The sequence below is a fragment of the Salmonella sp. SAL00670 genome, assembly GCF_046552235.1.
Lineage (GTDB): Bacteria > Pseudomonadota > Gammaproteobacteria > Enterobacterales > Enterobacteriaceae > Salmonella > Salmonella enterica.
The window spans coordinates 210,040-225,561 of sequence record NZ_JBGDUO010000006.1 but is presented as its reverse complement, the minus strand read 5'-3'; the positions used below and the strand labels follow the sequence as shown (position 1 = coordinate 225,561).

The 15,522-nt window shown below is 57.6% G+C and carries 15 protein-coding genes; 14 read left to right on the top strand and 1 reads right to left on the bottom strand.

What is annotated here, in order from left to right; all coding sequences use genetic code 11:
- On the bottom strand, window positions 1-951 hold the full coding sequence (gene tal / locus ACLJRS_RS19205; protein WP_001072436.1) for a transaldolase: 951 nt from the start codon (window positions 949-951) through the stop codon (window positions 1-3).
- Between the two features lie 271 nt (window positions 952-1,222).
- On the opposite strand from tal, the gene maeB reads away from it, so the two are divergent.
- The 14 genes from maeB to eutB all read left to right on the top strand — a co-directional run bounded on the left by maeB (window position 1,223) and on the right by eutB (window position 15,519).
- Window positions 1,223-3,502: an NADP-dependent oxaloacetate-decarboxylating malate dehydrogenase gene (gene maeB, locus ACLJRS_RS19200; RefSeq protein ID WP_000344299.1), complete on the top strand. Its 2,280-nt coding sequence runs from the start codon at window positions 1,223-1,225 to the stop codon at window positions 3,500-3,502.
- A gap of 417 nt (window positions 3,503-3,919) precedes the next feature.
- Window positions 3,920-4,255, top strand: a complete 336-nt coding sequence (eutS, locus tag ACLJRS_RS19195; protein ID WP_001031445.1) for an ethanolamine utilization microcompartment protein EutS — start codon at window positions 3,920-3,922, stop codon at window positions 4,253-4,255.
- 12 nt (window positions 4,256-4,267) lie between these two features.
- Window positions 4,268-4,747 carry an ethanolamine utilization acetate kinase EutP gene (eutP, locus tag ACLJRS_RS19190; protein WP_000820751.1) on the top strand — a complete coding sequence of 160 codons (480 nt, stop codon included), beginning with the start codon at window positions 4,268-4,270 and terminating at the stop codon, window positions 4,745-4,747.
- On the top strand, window positions 4,725-5,414 hold the full coding sequence (gene eutQ / locus ACLJRS_RS19185; protein WP_000733867.1) for an ethanolamine utilization acetate kinase EutQ: 690 nt from the start codon (window positions 4,725-4,727) through the stop codon (window positions 5,412-5,414). Before eutP ends, eutQ begins: the two co-directional genes overlap by 23 nt.
- Window positions 5,411-6,214 carry an ethanolamine utilization cob(I)yrinic acid a,c-diamide adenosyltransferase EutT gene (gene eutT / locus ACLJRS_RS19180; protein WP_000997656.1) on the top strand — a complete coding sequence of 268 codons (804 nt, stop codon included), beginning with the start codon at window positions 5,411-5,413 and terminating at the stop codon, window positions 6,212-6,214. Before eutQ ends, eutT begins: the two co-directional genes overlap by 4 nt.
- The gene (gene pta / locus ACLJRS_RS19175; RefSeq protein ID WP_000582929.1) at window positions 6,211-7,227 is read left to right on the top strand and encodes a phosphate acetyltransferase; all 1,017 of its coding nucleotides are present in this window, start codon (window positions 6,211-6,213) and stop codon (window positions 7,225-7,227) included. Before eutT ends, pta begins: the two co-directional genes overlap by 4 nt.
- A gap of 40 nt (window positions 7,228-7,267) precedes the next feature.
- Window positions 7,268-7,558: an ethanolamine utilization microcompartment protein EutM gene (gene eutM, locus ACLJRS_RS19170; protein ID WP_000387716.1), complete on the top strand. Its 291-nt coding sequence runs from the start codon at window positions 7,268-7,270 to the stop codon at window positions 7,556-7,558.
- A gap of 112 nt (window positions 7,559-7,670) precedes the next feature.
- Entirely contained in the window at window positions 7,671-7,958 is a 288-nt protein-coding gene (eutN, locus tag ACLJRS_RS19165) for an ethanolamine utilization microcompartment protein EutN (RefSeq protein WP_001522340.1), read from the top strand.
- A gap of 11 nt (window positions 7,959-7,969) precedes the next feature.
- A complete protein-coding gene (locus ACLJRS_RS19160) occupies window positions 7,970-9,373 on the top strand; it encodes an aldehyde dehydrogenase family protein (protein WP_001075640.1) in 1,404 nt (467 codons plus the stop codon).
- Window positions 9,374-9,383: 10 nt separating this feature from the next.
- Complete coding sequence (eutJ, locus tag ACLJRS_RS19155; RefSeq protein ID WP_000929675.1) at window positions 9,384-10,223, top strand: ethanolamine utilization protein EutJ; 840 nt, start codon at window positions 9,384-9,386, stop codon at window positions 10,221-10,223.
- Window positions 10,213-11,400 carry an ethanolamine utilization ethanol dehydrogenase EutG gene (gene eutG, locus ACLJRS_RS19150; RefSeq protein ID WP_001147505.1) on the top strand — a complete coding sequence of 396 codons (1,188 nt, stop codon included), beginning with the start codon at window positions 10,213-10,215 and terminating at the stop codon, window positions 11,398-11,400. The genes eutJ and eutG overlap by 11 nt, the downstream gene beginning before the upstream one ends.
- 119 nt (window positions 11,401-11,519) lie before the next feature.
- On the top strand, window positions 11,520-12,746 hold the full coding sequence (gene eutH, locus ACLJRS_RS19145; protein WP_000512357.1) for an ethanolamine utilization protein EutH: 1,227 nt from the start codon (window positions 11,520-11,522) through the stop codon (window positions 12,744-12,746).
- Window positions 12,743-14,146: an ethanolamine ammonia-lyase reactivating factor EutA gene (eutA, locus tag ACLJRS_RS19140; protein WP_001097525.1), complete on the top strand. Its 1,404-nt coding sequence runs from the start codon at window positions 12,743-12,745 to the stop codon at window positions 14,144-14,146. The genes eutH and eutA overlap by 4 nt, the downstream gene beginning before the upstream one ends.
- Window positions 14,147-14,157: 11 nt before the next feature.
- On the top strand, window positions 14,158-15,519 hold the full coding sequence (eutB, locus tag ACLJRS_RS19135) for an ethanolamine ammonia-lyase subunit alpha (RefSeq protein ID WP_000769990.1): 1,362 nt from the start codon (window positions 14,158-14,160) through the stop codon (window positions 15,517-15,519).
- Window positions 15,520-15,522: the final 3 nt, after the last annotated feature.

The window sequence follows — 15,522 nt, the reverse complement described above, 5'->3', positions numbered from 1 at the left end:
TTATAGTTTGGCGGCAAGCAGGTCTTCCAGTTTGCGCTGGTCAACGGCAAAAAGACGGATACCTTCCGACAGCTTCTCTACGGCCATCGCGTCCTGATTATGTTCCCAGCGGAACTCCGCTTCCGTCATTGGCGTAGGACGGTGGAACATCTGTGAGGAAGGCACCAGTTTACGGATCACCGGTTCTTCTTTTTCTTTCAGCTCTTTAAGCAGGTTAGGGGAGATAGTCAGTCGATCGCAGCCGGTTAGCGCGAGGATTTGCTCAGTACGGCGGAAACTTGCACCCATCACGATGGTTTCATAGCGATGTTGTTTAAAGTAATCGTAGATATTGCGTACCGATTTCACGCCGGGATCTTCCTCCACGACATACGGCTCCAGCGGACTACGCGCCTGATACCAGTCGTAAATTCGGCCCACGAACGGAGAGATTAAATAGACGCCCGCTTCGGCGCAGGCGCGCGCCTGGGCAAAAGAGAACAACAACGTCAGGTTGCAATTAATGCCCTCTTTTTCGAGCTGCTCGGCGGCGCGAATACCTTCCCAGGTCGCGGCGAGCTTGATCAGAATGCGTGATTTATCAACATCCTGCTGCTGGTAGAGATCCACCAGATGGCGCGCTTTCTCGATACTTTTTTCTTTATCGAACGATAACCGCGCGTCGACTTCAGTGGAGACGCGACCGGGAATACTTTTCAGTATTTCCGCGCCAAAATTGACCGCCAGTTTATCGCTGGCTGCCGCAACCTGCTGTTCCTGCGTACCGCCGTGTTTTTTTCCCCAGGCAATCGCATCCTCAATCAAATGACCATACTGCTCAAGCCCGGCGGCTTTCAGCAGTAAAGAGGGATTTGTCGTGGCATCCTGCGGCTGGTAGTGGCGGATGGACTCGATGTCGCCGCTGTCGGCGACGACGGTAGTGAATTGTTTGATGCCGTCTAGCTGGTTCATAGGAAATACTCCTTGAAAAGTAAAGTGTTAGATGAGTGTGTTGATTCACACTTCTGAAAGATTGATACACTACATAACCAAAAAGCATAGCAGACAGGCATGGTATTGCTGGTATAAGCAGGTAACATGACCGTTATAAGTTGATAACAAACTCTTGCGCTGCGTCGTGATAGTTTGCAGACCTTCAAAGTTTGTGTTGCGCAGTACGGTGATAATGTGCGGCGCACCAGGCCGCGTCACTTTTTGAACGATACGTGAAAGGAACAACAAGATGGATGAGCAGTTAAAACAAAGCGCCCTTGATTTCCACGAATTTCCGGTACCCGGTAAAATTCAGGTTTCTCCGACTAAGCCCCTTGCCACCCAACGCGATCTGGCGTTGGCTTACTCGCCAGGCGTGGCGGCACCCTGCCTGGAAATCGAAAAAGATCCGCTGGCAGCCTACAAATACACCGCGCGTGGCAACCTTGTCGCGGTCATTTCCAACGGTACAGCGGTGCTGGGGTTAGGCAACATTGGCGCGCTGGCCGGCAAGCCGGTCATGGAAGGCAAAGGCGTTCTGTTTAAAAAATTCGCCGGCATCGATGTGTTTGACATTGAAGTCGATGAGCTTGATCCGGACAAATTTATCAATGTGGTCGCAGCGCTGGAGCCGACCTTTGGCGGCATTAACCTCGAAGACATTAAAGCGCCGGAATGTTTCTATATTGAACAGAAACTGCGCGAGCGCATGAACATCCCGGTTTTCCATGACGATCAGCACGGAACGGCGATCATCAGTACGGCCGCCATTCTTAATGGCCTGCGAGTCGTAGAGAAAAATATTTCCGACGTGCGGATGGTCGTCTCCGGTGCAGGGGCGGCGGCAATCGCTTGTATGAACCTGCTGGTCGCGTTGGGGATGCAAAAGCACAACATCGTGGTGTGCGACTCTAAGGGCGTTATTTACAAAGGCCGTGAGCCGAATATGGCGGAGACCAAAGCGGCCTATGCGGTGGACGACAGCGGCAAGCGCACGCTGGATGAGGTCATTGACGGCGCGGATATTTTCCTCGGCTGTTCAGGCCCGAAAGTGCTGACTCAGGAGATGGTGAAGAAAATGGCCCGCGCGCCAATGATTCTGGCGCTGGCTAACCCGGAACCGGAAATTCTGCCGCCGCTGGCGAAAGAAGTGCGTCCGGACGCCATCATCTGTACCGGTCGTTCCGACTATCCGAACCAGGTGAACAACGTATTGTGCTTCCCGTTTATCTTCCGCGGCGCACTGGACGTCGGCGCGACGGCGATCAACGAAGAGATGAAACTGGCGGCGGTCCGTGCGATTGCCGAGCTGGCGCACGCCGAACAGAGCGAAGTGGTGGCCTCGGCCTATGGCGATCAGGACCTGAGCTTTGGGCCGGAATACATTATTCCGAAACCGTTTGACCCGCGTCTGATTGTCAAAATCGCTCCAGCGGTCGCGAAAGCGGCAATGGATTCCGGCGTGGCGACGCGCCCGATTGCTGACTTTGATGCCTATATCGATAAACTGACCGAGTTTGTCTACAAAACCAACCTGTTCATGAAGCCGATCTTCTCGCAGGCACGCAAAGATCCGAAGCGCGTAGTGCTGCCGGAAGGGGAAGAGGCGCGCGTGCTGCACGCAACCCAGGAGTTGATCACCCTGGGGCTGGCGAAACCCATCCTGATCGGGCGTCCGAGCGTGATCGAAATGCGTATCCAGAAACTGGGGCTACAGATCAAAGCGGGCGTTGATTTCGAGATCGTGAATAATGAATCCGATCCGCGCTTCAAAGAGTACTGGAGCGAGTATTACCAGATCATGAAGCGTCGCGGGGTAACTCAGGAACAGGCGCAGCGTGCGATGATCGGCAACCATACGGCCATTGGCGCGATCATGGTGCAGCGTGGGGAAGCGGATGCGATGATCTGCGGCACCATCGGCGACTACCATGAGCATTTCAGCGTCGTGAAAGCCGTCTTTGGCTACCGTGACGGCGTGCATACGGCAGGGGCGATGAACGCCTTACTGCTGCCAAGCGGCAACACTTTTATCGCCGATACTTATGTTAACGAAGATCCCACGCCGGAACAGTTGGCGGAGATCGCCGTAATGGCGGCGGAAACCGTTCGCCGCTTTGGTATTGAGCCGAAAGTCGCGCTGTTGTCGCACTCTAACTTTGGTTCCTCAAATTCGCTGTCCGCCAGCAAAATGCGCGAAACCCTTGAGCGGGTACGCGAACGAGCGCCCGATCTGATGATTGACGGTGAGATGCACGGTGATGCGGCGTTGGTGGAAAGTATTCGTAATGACCGGATGCCGGATAGCCCGCTGAAGGGAGCCGCCAATATTCTGGTGATGCCGAATATGGAAGCCGCCCGCATTAGTTACAACTTACTCCGCGTCTCCAGTTCCGAAGGCGTCACGGTCGGCCCGGTCCTGATGGGCGTGTCTAAACCGGTACATGTATTAACGCCGATCGCCTCTGTACGCCGTATCGTGAATATGGTGGCGTTAGCGGTAGTTGAAGCGCAAACCACGCCGCTTTAATAACGCATTACTCTCTCTTCTGGCGCAGGTTCTCCTGCGCTTTTTTTATGCGCCGCTGGGCTTCGCCATGGCATGAAAGGCTCGGGTGGGGATATTCTGGAACCTGTTGCGCTTACCCCTACTTATTTCACTGAATCTGTACTATGCACAAATCGAGTGATACGCATTATTTTTATCAATGGTAGTAATACAAAGAATAGTCGGTAAGTATTTATTGCGGAACAGGCTTAAATTCAGAATGACGCCTGAAAATGTGATGCACCACGATATTTATCGTTAACACCTTCGACAGAAGTCACTTTTATTTTCTTTCTCTTAGTGATCTACCTCACCTTTTACATCACCTTGCCGAATTTTGTTATTTACTCCGACAAAAAATTGCCACGATGACGGCAGTTTCAGTGGAGACGGTGAGCAATGAATAAAGAACGCATTATTCAGGAATTTGTGCCGGGCAAACAGGTCACGCTGGCGCATCTCATTGCGCACCCTGGTGAAGAACTGGCGAAAAAGATCGGCGTTCCCGATGCTGGCGCGATTGGCATTATGACTTTAACGCCGGGGGAAACGGCGATGATCGCTGGCGATTTAGCGATGAAGGCTGCGGATGTACACATCGGTTTTCTCGATAGATTTAGCGGCGCGCTGGTGATTTATGGCACCGTCGGCGCAGTAGAAGAAGCGCTATTACAGACGGTCAGCGGGCTGGGGCGATTATTAAACTTTACCCTGTGTGAGTTAACAAAAAGTTAATTGGTGGCGGTAATGAAACGTATTGCTTTTGTCGGCGCGGTCGGTGCCGGAAAAACAACGCTTTTTAACGCGTTACGGGGAAATTATTCCCTCGCCAGAAAAACGCAGGCCGTGGAATTTAATGATCATGGCGATATCGATACGCCGGGTGAATATTTTAGCCATCCCCGTTGGTATCACGCCTTAATTACCACGTTGCAGGATGTGGACACGCTGATTTATGTCCACGCGGCAAACGATAAAGAAAGTCGCTTACCTGCCGGGTTATTGGATGTTGGAACCCGTAAACGACATATCGCCGTTATCAGCAAAACGGACATGCCGGATGCCGACGTCGCCGCTACGCGGCAGTTGCTTTGCGAGATTGGATTCCGGGAGCCGATTTTCGAGCTCAACGGCCACGACCCGCAAAGCGTGCGGCAGTTGGTGGATTATCTGGCGGCTCTCAGTGAACAGGAGGAAGAGGCAGGTGAAAAAACTTATCACAGCTAACGATATTCGTGCGGCCCACGCCCGCGGCGAACAGGCGATGTCGGTAGTGCTGCGCGCCAGCATTATTACCCCGGAGGCTCGCGAAGTGGCGGAACTACTGGGCTTCACGATTACCGAATGCGACGAGTCCGTTCCGGCATCCACATCGGCGCAGGCGTGTAAAAGCGAAAGCCAGCGCATTCGGGAAGCCATCATCGCGCAGCTCCCGGAAGGGCAGTTTACTGAAAGCCTGGTTGCGCAGTTGATGGAAAAAGTGCTGAAGGAAAAGCAGTCGCTGGAACTGGGGACGATGCAGCCGAGCTTTACCTCCGTCACGGGTAAAGGCGGCGTGAAAGTCATTGACGGCAGCAGCGTGAAATTTGGCCGCTTCGACGGCGCCGAACCGCACTGCGTCGGCTTAACCGATCTGGTTACAGAGCAGGATGGTAGCAGCATGGCCGCCGGGTTTATGCAGTGGGACAACGCCTTTTTCCCGTGGACGCTGAACTACGACGAAATCGACATGGTGCTGGAAGGCGAACTGCACGTACGCCATGAAGGCGAAACCATGATTGCCAAAGCCGGAGATGTGATGTTCATCCCTAAAGGCTCCAGCATTGAATTTGGCACGCCAACGTCCGTGCGCTTTCTGTACGTCGCCTGGCCTGCAAACTGGCAATCCGTATGAACGATTTCATCACCGAAACGTGGCTCAGAGCGAATCATACGCTCAGCGAAGGATCGGAGATCCATCTGCCCGCTGATGCACGACTGACGCCCTCGGCCCGGGAACTGCTGGAAAGTCGCCGCCTGCGCATTAAGTTTCTGGATCCGCAAGGCAGGCTGTTTGTCGATGATGACGAACAGCAGCCGCAGCCGGTACATGGCTTAACCAGTAGCGATACGCACCCACAGGCATGCTGTGAACTGTGCCGCCAGCCGGTGGTGAAAAAGCCCGATACGCTGACCCATCTGACGGCGGACAAAATGGTCGCCAAAAGCGACCCGCGCCTCGGCTTTCGCGCCGCGCTCGACAGCGCCATCGCGCTGACCGTGTGGCTACAAATCGAACTGGCGGAACCCTGGCAGCCGTGGCTTTTCGATATCCGCTCGCGGCTGGGCAACATTATGCGCGCCGACGCTATAGATGAACCGCTGGCGGCGCAGTCTATCGTCGGGCTCAACGAGGATGAGCTGCATCGGCTTTCCCACCAGCCGCTGCGCTATCTCGACCACGATCACCTGGTGCCGGAGGCTAGCCACGGTCGCGATGCGGCGCTGCTTAATCTCCTGCGAACCAAAGTCCGCGAAACGGAAACCCTCGCCGCACAAGTGTTTATTACCCGTAGTTTTGAGGTCTTGCGCCCGGACATTTTACAGGCGCTGAACCGTCTCTCCAGCACGGTTTACGTGATGATGATTTTGAGCGTGGCGAAACATCCGCTGACGGTCGCCCAAATTCAACAACGGTTGGGAGAGAAGCCATGATCATTGAACGCGCCCGCGAACTGGCGGTACGCGCCCCCGCCAGAGTCGTCTTTCCTGATGCGCTGGACGAACGCGTGCTGAAAGCGGCGCATTACCTGCAACAGTACGGTCTGGCTCGCCCCGTTCTGGTCGCCAGTCCGTTTGCGCTGCGTCAGTTTGCCCTGAGTCATCGTATGGCGATGGATGGCATTCAGGTCATCGACCCACACAGCAACCTGAGTATGCGCCAGCGTTTTGCGCAACGCTGGCTTGCCCGTGCCGGAGAAAAAACGCCGCCGGACGCAGTGGAAAAGCTTAGCGACCCGCTGATGTTCGCTGCCGCCATGGTGAGCGCCGGTGAGGCTGATGTGTGTATCGCAGGCAACCTGTCGTCAACGGCGAATGTGCTGCGCGCAGGGCTGCGGGTGATTGGCCTGCAACCCGGGTGCAAAACATTGTCGTCTATTTTCCTGATGCTGCCGCAGTATGCCGGCCCGGCATTAGGGTTCGCCGATTGCAGCGTAGTGCCGCAGCCGACGGCGGCGCAGCTGGCGGATATCGCTCTCGCCAGCGCCGACACCTGGCGGGCCATTACCGGCGAAGAGCCGCGCGTGGCGATGCTGTCATTTTCAAGCAACGGCAGCGCCCGTCACCCCAATGTTGCCAACGTGCAGCAGGCGACAGAGCTCGTTCGCGAACGTGCGCCGCAACTGCTTGTGGACGGTGAATTGCAGTTTGACGCCGCTTTCGTGCCGGAGGTCGCCGCGCAAAAAGCGCCTGACAGCCCGCTGCAAGGCCGCGCCAACGTGATGATTTTCCCGTCGCTGGAGGCGGGCAATATTGGCTACAAAATCGCTCAGCGTCTGGGAGGCTATCGCGCTGTTGGGCCGCTAATTCAGGGGCTTGCCGCGCCGCTTCACGACCTCTCCCGAGGCTGTAGCGTGCAGGAAATTATCGAACTGGCGTTGGTGGCAGCCGTGCCGCGCCAGGCTGACGTGAGCCGCGAACGCAGCTTACACACACTGGTTGAATGAACGGTCCCGTTCTGGACCCCTTTAATGAGAGGAAAACACGATGGAAGCATTAGGAATGATTGAAACCCGGGGCCTGGTTGCGCTGATTGAGGCCTCAGATGCGATGGTAAAAGCCGCACGCGTGAAGCTGGTCGGCGTGAAGCAGATTGGCGGTGGCCTGTGTACGGCCATGGTGCGTGGCGACGTGGCGGCGTGCAAAGCCGCAACCGATGCTGGCGCCGCTGCGGCGCAGCGCATTGGCGAGCTGGTCTCCGTACACGTGATTCCACGCCCGCACGGCGATCTGGAAGAAGTGTTCCCGATCAGCTTCAAAGGCGACAGCAACATTTGATGGTAGGCCGGATAAGACGCGCAGCGTCGCCATCCGGCATGAATGCGCGCCATTGCCTGATGGTGCGCAGATTCAAGGCCTACGACCCAACGGGCAATCCATGGAGGCGGATATGAAACTGGCAGTCGTCACAGGACAAATCGTATGTACCGTCCGCCATCAGGGACTGGCGCATGACAAATTGCTGATGGTGGAAATGATCGATGCCCAGGGCAACCCCGACGGGCAGTGTGCCGTCGCTATCGACAGTATCGGGGCGGGAACCGGAGAGTGGGTACTGCTGGTCAGCGGCAGTTCCGCACGCCAGGCGCATCGCAGCGAATTATCACCGGTCGATCTGTGCGTCATTGGCATCGTCGATGAAGTGGTGGCTGGCGGGAAAGTGGTTTTCCATAAATAGGACTGAACATCATGAATCAACAGGATATTGAACAGGTGGTGAAAGCGGTACTGCTGAAAATGAAAGACAGCAGCCAGCCGGCCAGTACTGTTCATGAGATGGGCGTTTTTGCCTCCCTGGATGACGCAGTGGCGGCAGCAAAACGGGCCCAGCAGGGGCTGAAGAGCGTGGCGATGCGCCAGCTTGCCATTCATGCCATTCGCGAAGCGGGCGAAAAACACGCCCGAGAATTAGCGGAACTTGCCGTCAGCGAAACCGGCATGGGACGCGTTGACGATAAATTTGCTAAAAACGTGGCGCAGGCGCGCGGCACGCCGGGCGTCGAGTGTTTATCTCCGCAGGTGCTGACCGGCGATAACGGCCTGACGCTGATTGAAAATGCACCGTGGGGCGTGGTGGCCTCGGTCACGCCGTCCACCAATCCGGCGGCGACGGTGATTAATAATGCCATCAGCCTGATTGCCGCAGGCAACAGCGTCGTGTTTGCCCCGCATCCGGCGGCGAAAAAGGTCTCTCAGCGGGCAATCACCCTCCTCAATCAGGCGGTGGTCGCCGCCGGTGGCCCGGAAAATTTGCTGGTCACCGTGGCGAACCCGGATATCGAAACCGCCCAGCGGCTGTTCAAGTACCCCGGTATTGGCCTGCTGGTGGTGACTGGCGGCGAAGCGGTGGTGGACGCGGCGCGTAAACATACTAATAAACGCCTGATCGCCGCCGGTGCCGGTAATCCCCCGGTGGTGGTGGATGAGACCGCCGACCTGCCGCGCGCTGCACAATCCATCGTCAAAGGCGCGTCGTTTGATAACAACATCATCTGTGCCGACGAAAAAGTGCTGATTGTGGTGGATAGCGTCGCCGACGAGCTGATGCGTCTGATGGAAGGTCAGCACGCGGTGAAACTGACCGCCGCTCAGGCCGAACAGCTCCAGCCGGTGCTGCTGAAGAATATCGATGAACGCGGTAAAGGCACCGTCAGCCGTGACTGGGTCGGTCGTGACGCGGGCAAGATTGCCGCAGCCATCGGCCTGAACGTCCCGGATCAAACGCGCCTGCTGTTTGTGGAAACGCCCGCTAACCATCCCTTTGCCGTCACTGAAATGATGATGCCGGTACTGCCGGTGGTGCGGGTCGCCAACGTCGAAGAAGCCATCGCCCTGGCGGTTCAGCTTGAAGGCGGTTGCCACCATACGGCGGCGATGCACTCGCGCAATATCGACAACATGAACCAGATGGCGAACGCCATCGACACCAGCATTTTCGTCAAAAACGGGCCGTGCATTGCCGGGCTTGGATTGGGCGGAGAAGGCTGGACCACCATGACTATCACTACGCCAACCGGCGAAGGGGTGACCAGCGCGCGTACCTTTGTGCGACTGCGTCGATGCGTGCTGGTGGATGCGTTTCGCATTGTATAAGGGATGACTCATGGCGCACGACGAACAACTCTGGCTCACTCCAAGACTGCAAAAAGCGGCGGCCCTGTGTAACCAGACGCCCGCCGCCAGCGACACACCACTGTGGCTGGGCGTCGATTTGGGCACCTGCGACGTGGTGTCGATGGTGGTCGACGGCAACGCCCAGCCGGTGGCGGTGTGCCTTGACTGGGCCGACGTTGTGCGTGACGGCATCGTCTGGGATTTCTTCGGCGCCGTCACCCTCGTGCGCCGTCATCTCGACACCCTTGAACAGCAGCTTGGCTGCCGCTTTACCCACGCGGCGACCTCGTTCCCGCCGGGCACCGACCCGCGTATTTCGATCAACGTGCTGGAGTCTGCTGGGTTAGAAGTCAGCCACGTACTGGATGAACCGACGGCGGTGGCGGATCTGCTGGCACTTGATAATGCAGGCGTGGTGGATATTGGCGGCGGCACTACCGGCATTGCCATCGTCAAACAGGGCAAGGTGACTTACTCCGCCGATGAAGCCACTGGCGGGCACCATATCTCCCTGACGCTGGCGGGCAACCGCCGTATTCCCCTGGAAGAGGCGGAACAGTACAAGCGCAGCAATGCCCAGGAGATTTGGCCGGTAGTGAAGCCGGTGTACGAAAAGATGGCGGAGATCGTTGCTCGCCACATTGAAGGGCAAGGAATTGCTGATTTATGGCTGGCGGGCGGTTCCTGTATGCAGCCGGGCGTGGAGGCGTTATTTCGCCAGCGTTTCCCGGAATTACAGGTGCATTTACCACAGCACAGCCTGTTTATGACCCCGCTGGCGATAGCTAACAGCGGGAGAGCGAAAGCGGAGGGACTCTATGCAAGCTGAACTACAGACGGCGCTGTTTCAGGCATTCGACACCCTGAATCTGCAACGGGTGAAAACGTTCAGCGTACCGCCGGTCACGCTGTGCGGACTTGGGGCGCTCGGCGCCTGTGGACAGGAAGCGCAAGCGCGAGGCGTAAGCCATCTGTTTGTGATGGTCGACAGCTTCCTGCATCAGGCGGGAATGACCGCGCCGCTGGCACGCAGCCTGGCGATGAAAGGCGTGGCGATGACAGTCTGGCCGTGTCCGCCAGGCGAGCCGTGCATCACCGATGTTTGCGCGGCGGTGGCGCAACTGCGTGAGGCGGCGTGCGACGGCGTAGTGGCCTTTGGCGGCGGTTCGGTGCTGGACGCGGCGAAAGCGGTCGCCCTGCTGGTGACTAACCCTGACCAGACGCTGAGCGCCATGACCGAGCGCAGTACATTACGCCCGCGTCTGCCGCTGATTGCAGTGCCGACCACCGCCGGAACCGGTTCTGAAACCACCAACGTGACGGTGATTATCGACGCGGTCAGCGGGCGCAAGCAGGTGCTGGCGCACGCGTCACTAATGCCGGACGTGGCGATTCTTGATGCTGCCGTGACCGAAGGCGTTCCGCCAAACGTGACGGCGATGACCGGTATCGATGCGTTGACGCATGCGATTGAGGCCTACAGCGCGCTCAACGCCACGCCGTTTACCGACAGCCTGGCGATTGGCGCGATAGCGATGATTGGCAAATCGCTGCCGAAAGCCGTGGGTTACGGCCACGATCTGGCGGCGCGTGAAAATATGTTGCTGGCCTCCTGTATGGCGGGAATGGCCTTTTCCAGCGCCGGTTTGGGGCTGTGTCATGCGATGGCGCACCAGCCTGGGGCGGCGCTGCATATTCCGCACGGCCAGGCCAACGCCATGCTGCTGCCAACAGTCATGGGCTTTAACCGGATGGTTTGCCGCGAGCGCTTCAGTCAAATCGGTCGGGCGTTAACCAATAAGAAATCGGACGATCGCGATGCGATTGCGGCGGTGAGCGAGCTGATTGCCGAAGTGGGGCAGAGCAAACGGCTGGCTGATGCTGGCGCCAAACCCGAACACTACAGCGCGTGGGCGCAAGCCGCGCTGGAGGATATTTGTCTGCGCAGTAACCCACGCACCGCCACACAGGCACAGATTATCGACCTGTACGCGGCTGCCGGGTAATGCCTGTAGGCCGGATAAGGTGCTCGCACCGCCATCCGGCAATAACACGGCGTTAATGCCGGAGGCGACGTAAACGTCTTATCCGGCTTACAAATCAAAAATGACAGGGAGTAGGGGCTATGGGAATTAACGAAATCATCATGTACATCATGATGTTCTTTATGCTGATTGCCGCCGTGGACAGGATCCTGTCGCAGTTCGGCGGGTCGGCGCGCTTCCTCGGTAAATTCGGCAAGAGTATCGAGGGGTCTGGCGGCCAGTTTGAAGAGGGCTTTATGGCGATGGGCGCGCTGGGGCTGGCGATGGTCGGTATGACCGCGCTGGCGCCGGTGCTGGCGCATGTACTGGGGCCGGTTATTATCCCGGTATACGAAATGCTGGGCGCGAACCCATCCATGTTCGCGGGTACGTTGCTGGCCTGTGATATGGGCGGATTCTTCCTCGCCAAAGAGCTGGCCGGCGGTGATGTCGCGGCGTGGCTATACTCAGGGTTAATACTTGGGTCGATGATGGGGCCGACCATTGTGTTCTCCATTCCGGTGGCGCTCGGCATTATCGAACCGTCTGACCGCCGCTACCTGGCGCTTGGCGTACTCGCGGGTATCGTCACCATTCCCATTGGCTGCATTGCGGGGGGATTGATCGCCATGTACTCAGGCGTGCAGATCAATGGTCAGCCAGTGGAGTTTACCTTCGCGCTGATCCTGATGAACATGATCCCGGTATTGATTGTCGCGGTGCTGGTAGCGCTGGGGTTGAAGTTCATCCCGGAAAAAATGATCAACGGTTTCCAGATTTTCGCCAAATTTCTGGTGGCGCTGATCACCATCGGTCTGGCGGCTGCGGTGATTAAATTCCTGTTGGGCTGGGAGTTGATTCCGGGGCTCGACCCGATCTTTATGGCGCCAGGCGACAAACCCGGCGAAGTGATGCGCGCCATTGAAGTGATCGGCTCTATCTCCTGCGTGCTGCTCGGCGCGTATCCGATGGTGCTGTTACTGACCCGCTGGTTTGAAAAACCGTTGATGAATGTCGGTAAGCTGCTGAACGTAAATAATATTGCGGCGGCAGGCATGGTAGCGACCCTGGCGAACAATATCCCGATGTTCGGCATGATGAAGCAGATGGATACCCGCGGCAAAGTGATTAACTGCGCATTTGCCGTCTCTGCGGCGTTCGCGCTGGGCGACCATTTAGGCTTCGCCGCCGCCAACATGAACGCCATGATCTTCCCGATGATTGTCGGCAAGCTGATCGGCGGCGTGACGGCGATTGGCGTGGCGATGATGCTGGTGCCGAAAGATGACGCCGCCCAGGTGAAAACCGAAGCGGAGGCGCAATCGTGAACACTCGCCAGCTACTGAGCGTCGGTATCGATATCGGCACCACCACCACGCAGGTGATCTTCTCGCGCCTGGAGTTGGTTAACCGTGCGGCGGTGTCGCAGGTGCCGCGCTACGAATTCATCAAACGCGACATTAGCTGGCAAAGCCCGGTCTTCTTTACGCCCGTGGATAAGCAGGGCGGTCTGAAAGAGGCCGAACTTAAAGCGCTGATTCTGGCCCAGTATCAGGCCGCAGGCATCGCGCCTGAATCGGTGGACTCCGGGGCTATCATTATCACCGGCGAAAGCGCCAAAACCCGCAACGCCCGTCCGGCGGTCATGACGCTCTCGCAGTCGCTGGGCGACTTTGTGGTCGCCAGCGCCGGGCCGCATCTGGAATCAGTCATTGCCGGTCACGGCGCCGGAGCGCAAAGCTTGTCTGAGCAGCGGATGTGTCGGGTGCTGAATATTGATATCGGCGGCGGCACGTCTAACTACGCGCTGTTTGACGCGGGAAAAGTCAGCGGCACCGCCTGCCTTAACGTCGGTGGTCGCCTGCTGGAAACCGACGCTCAGGGGCGCGTGGTTTATGCCCATCAGCCGGGGCAGATGATTATCGATGAGGTATTCGGTTCGGGTACTGATGCTCGCGCCTTAGCTGCCGCACAGTTGGGGCAGGTGGCGCGGCGGATGGCGGATCTCATCGTCGAGGTTATCACCGGCGCGCTTTCGCCGCTGGCGCAATCGCTGATGCAAACCGGGCTGCTGCCCGCCGATATTACGCCGGAGGTGATCACTCTTTCCGGCGGGGTGGGCGAGTGCTATCGCCATCAGCCTGCCGATCCGTTCTGCTTTTCTGACATTGGACCGCTCCTGGCGACCGCGCTGCATGAGCACCCGCGTCTGCGCGAGATGAACGTGCAGTTTCCGGCGCAAACCGTGCGCGCCACGGTGATTGGCGCGGGGGCCCATACGCTGTCGCTTTCCGGCAGTACTATCTGGCTGGAAGACGTCCAACTGCCGCTGCGCAACCTGCCGGTGGCGATCCCGCAGGATGACGCCGATCTGGTGAACGCCTGGCGGCAGGCGCTTCTCCAGCTTGATCTCGACCCGCAAACCGACGCTTACGTGCTGGCGCTTCCCGCCACGCTTCCGGTGCGTTACGCCGCATTACTCACGGTCATCAACGCGCTGACGGCTTTTGTCGCGCGTTATCCCAATCCACATCCCCTGCTGGTGGTGGCCGAGCAGGATTTTGGTAAAGCGCTGGGCATGTTATTGCGCCCACAGTTACCGCAACTTCCGCTGGCGGTCATCGATGAGGTGGTCGTGCGGGCGGGAGACTATATCGACATTGGTACGCCTCTTTTTGGCGGATCGGTTGTGCCGGTGACGGTGAAATCACTCGCATTTCCTTCCTGAGGGAACGACTTATGAAACTAAAGACCACATTGTTCGGCAATGTTTATCAGTTTAAGGATGTAAAAGAGGTACTGGCTAAAGCCAACGAACTGCGTTCGGGGGATGTGCTGGCCGGGGTTGCCGCGGCAAGTTCGCAGGAGCGCGTAGCGGCAAAACAGGTACTGTCGGAAATGACGGTGGCGGATATCCGCAACAATCCGGTGATTGCCTATGAAGAGGACTGCGTGACGCGCCTGATTCAGGATGACGTCAACGAAACGGCCTATAACCGGATTAAAAACTGGAGCATCAGCGAACTGCGCGAATACGTACTGAGCGATGAAACCTCCGTGGACGACATCGCGTTTACCCGCAAAGGGCTGACCTCCGAAGTGGTGGCGGCAGTAGCGAAAATCTGCTCCAACGCTGACCTGATCTACGGCGGCAAGAAAATGCCGGTGATCAAAAAAGCCAATACCACCATCGGTATTCCGGGCACCTTTAGCTGCCGTTTGCAGCCGAACGATACCCGTGACGATGTACAGAGTATCGCCGCGCAAATCTACGAAGGGCTTTCTTTCGGCGCAGGCGATGCGGTGATCGGCGTTAACCCGGTGACCGATGACGTGGAGAACCTGACCCGCGTGCTCGACACCGTTTACGGCGTTATCGATAAATTCAATATTCCGACCCAGGGCTGCGTGCTGGCGCATGTCACCACCCAGATTGAAGCGATTCGCCGCGGCGCGCCGGGCGGACTGATTTTCCAGAGCATTTGCGGCAGCGAGAAGGGCTTAAAAGAGTTCGGCGTCGAGCTGGCTATGCTCGATGAAGCGCGGGCCGTGGGGGCGGAGTTCAACCGCATCGCCGGGGAAAACTGCCTGTACTTTGAAACCGGACAGGGCTCGGCGCTGTCGGCTGGCGCGAACTTTGGTGCCGACCAGGTGACAATGGAAGCGCGTAACTACGGGCTGGCGCGCCACTACGATCCGTTCCTGGTGAACACCGTGGTGGGCTTTATCGGGCCGGAATATCTCTACAACGACAGGCAGATTATCCGCGCCGGTCTCGAAGATCACTTTATGGGCAAGCTGAGCGGCATCTCGATGGGCTGCGACTGCTGCTATACCAACCATGCCGACGCCGACCAGAACCTTAACGAAAACCTGATGATTCTGCTCGCCACTGCCGGCTGTAACTACATCATGGGGATGCCGCTCGGCGACGACATCATGCTCAACTACCAGACCACCGCTTTCCACGATACCGCCACCGTCCGTCAGTTGCTGAATTTACGGCCGTCGCCGGAGTTTGAACGCTGGCTGGAAACGATGGGCATTATGGCAAACGGTCGTCTGACCAAACGGGCGGGCGATCCGTCACTGTTCTTCTGATGA

What these genes read in the sequence shown, in the direction of transcription:
- eutB (WP_000769990.1), top strand. Translation starts at nt 14,158, where the DNA reads ATGAAACTAAAGACCACATTGTTCGGCAATGTTTATCAGTTTAAGGAT.
- maeB (WP_000344299.1), top strand. Translation starts at nt 1,223, where the DNA reads ATGGATGAGCAGTTAAAACAAAGCGCCCTTGATTTCCACGAATTTCCG.
- eutT (WP_000997656.1), top strand. Translation starts at nt 5,411, where the DNA reads ATGAACGATTTCATCACCGAAACGTGGCTCAGAGCGAATCATACGCTC.
- eutP (WP_000820751.1), top strand. Translation starts at nt 4,268, where the DNA reads ATGAAACGTATTGCTTTTGTCGGCGCGGTCGGTGCCGGAAAAACAACG.
- eutM (WP_000387716.1), top strand. Translation starts at nt 7,268, where the DNA reads ATGGAAGCATTAGGAATGATTGAAACCCGGGGCCTGGTTGCGCTGATT.
- eutG (WP_001147505.1), top strand. Translation starts at nt 10,213, where the DNA reads ATGCAAGCTGAACTACAGACGGCGCTGTTTCAGGCATTCGACACCCTG.
- eutN (WP_001522340.1), top strand. Translation starts at nt 7,671, where the DNA reads ATGAAACTGGCAGTCGTCACAGGACAAATCGTATGTACCGTCCGCCAT.
- tal (WP_001072436.1), bottom strand. Translation starts at nt 951, where the DNA reads ATGAACCAGCTAGACGGCATCAAACAATTCACTACCGTCGTCGCCGAC.
- eutJ (WP_000929675.1), top strand. Translation starts at nt 9,384, where the DNA reads ATGGCGCACGACGAACAACTCTGGCTCACTCCAAGACTGCAAAAAGCG.
- eutS (WP_001031445.1), top strand. Translation starts at nt 3,920, where the DNA reads ATGAATAAAGAACGCATTATTCAGGAATTTGTGCCGGGCAAACAGGTC.
- ACLJRS_RS19160 (WP_001075640.1), top strand. Translation starts at nt 7,970, where the DNA reads ATGAATCAACAGGATATTGAACAGGTGGTGAAAGCGGTACTGCTGAAA.
- pta (WP_000582929.1), top strand. Translation starts at nt 6,211, where the DNA reads ATGATCATTGAACGCGCCCGCGAACTGGCGGTACGCGCCCCCGCCAGA.
- eutH (WP_000512357.1), top strand. Translation starts at nt 11,520, where the DNA reads ATGGGAATTAACGAAATCATCATGTACATCATGATGTTCTTTATGCTG.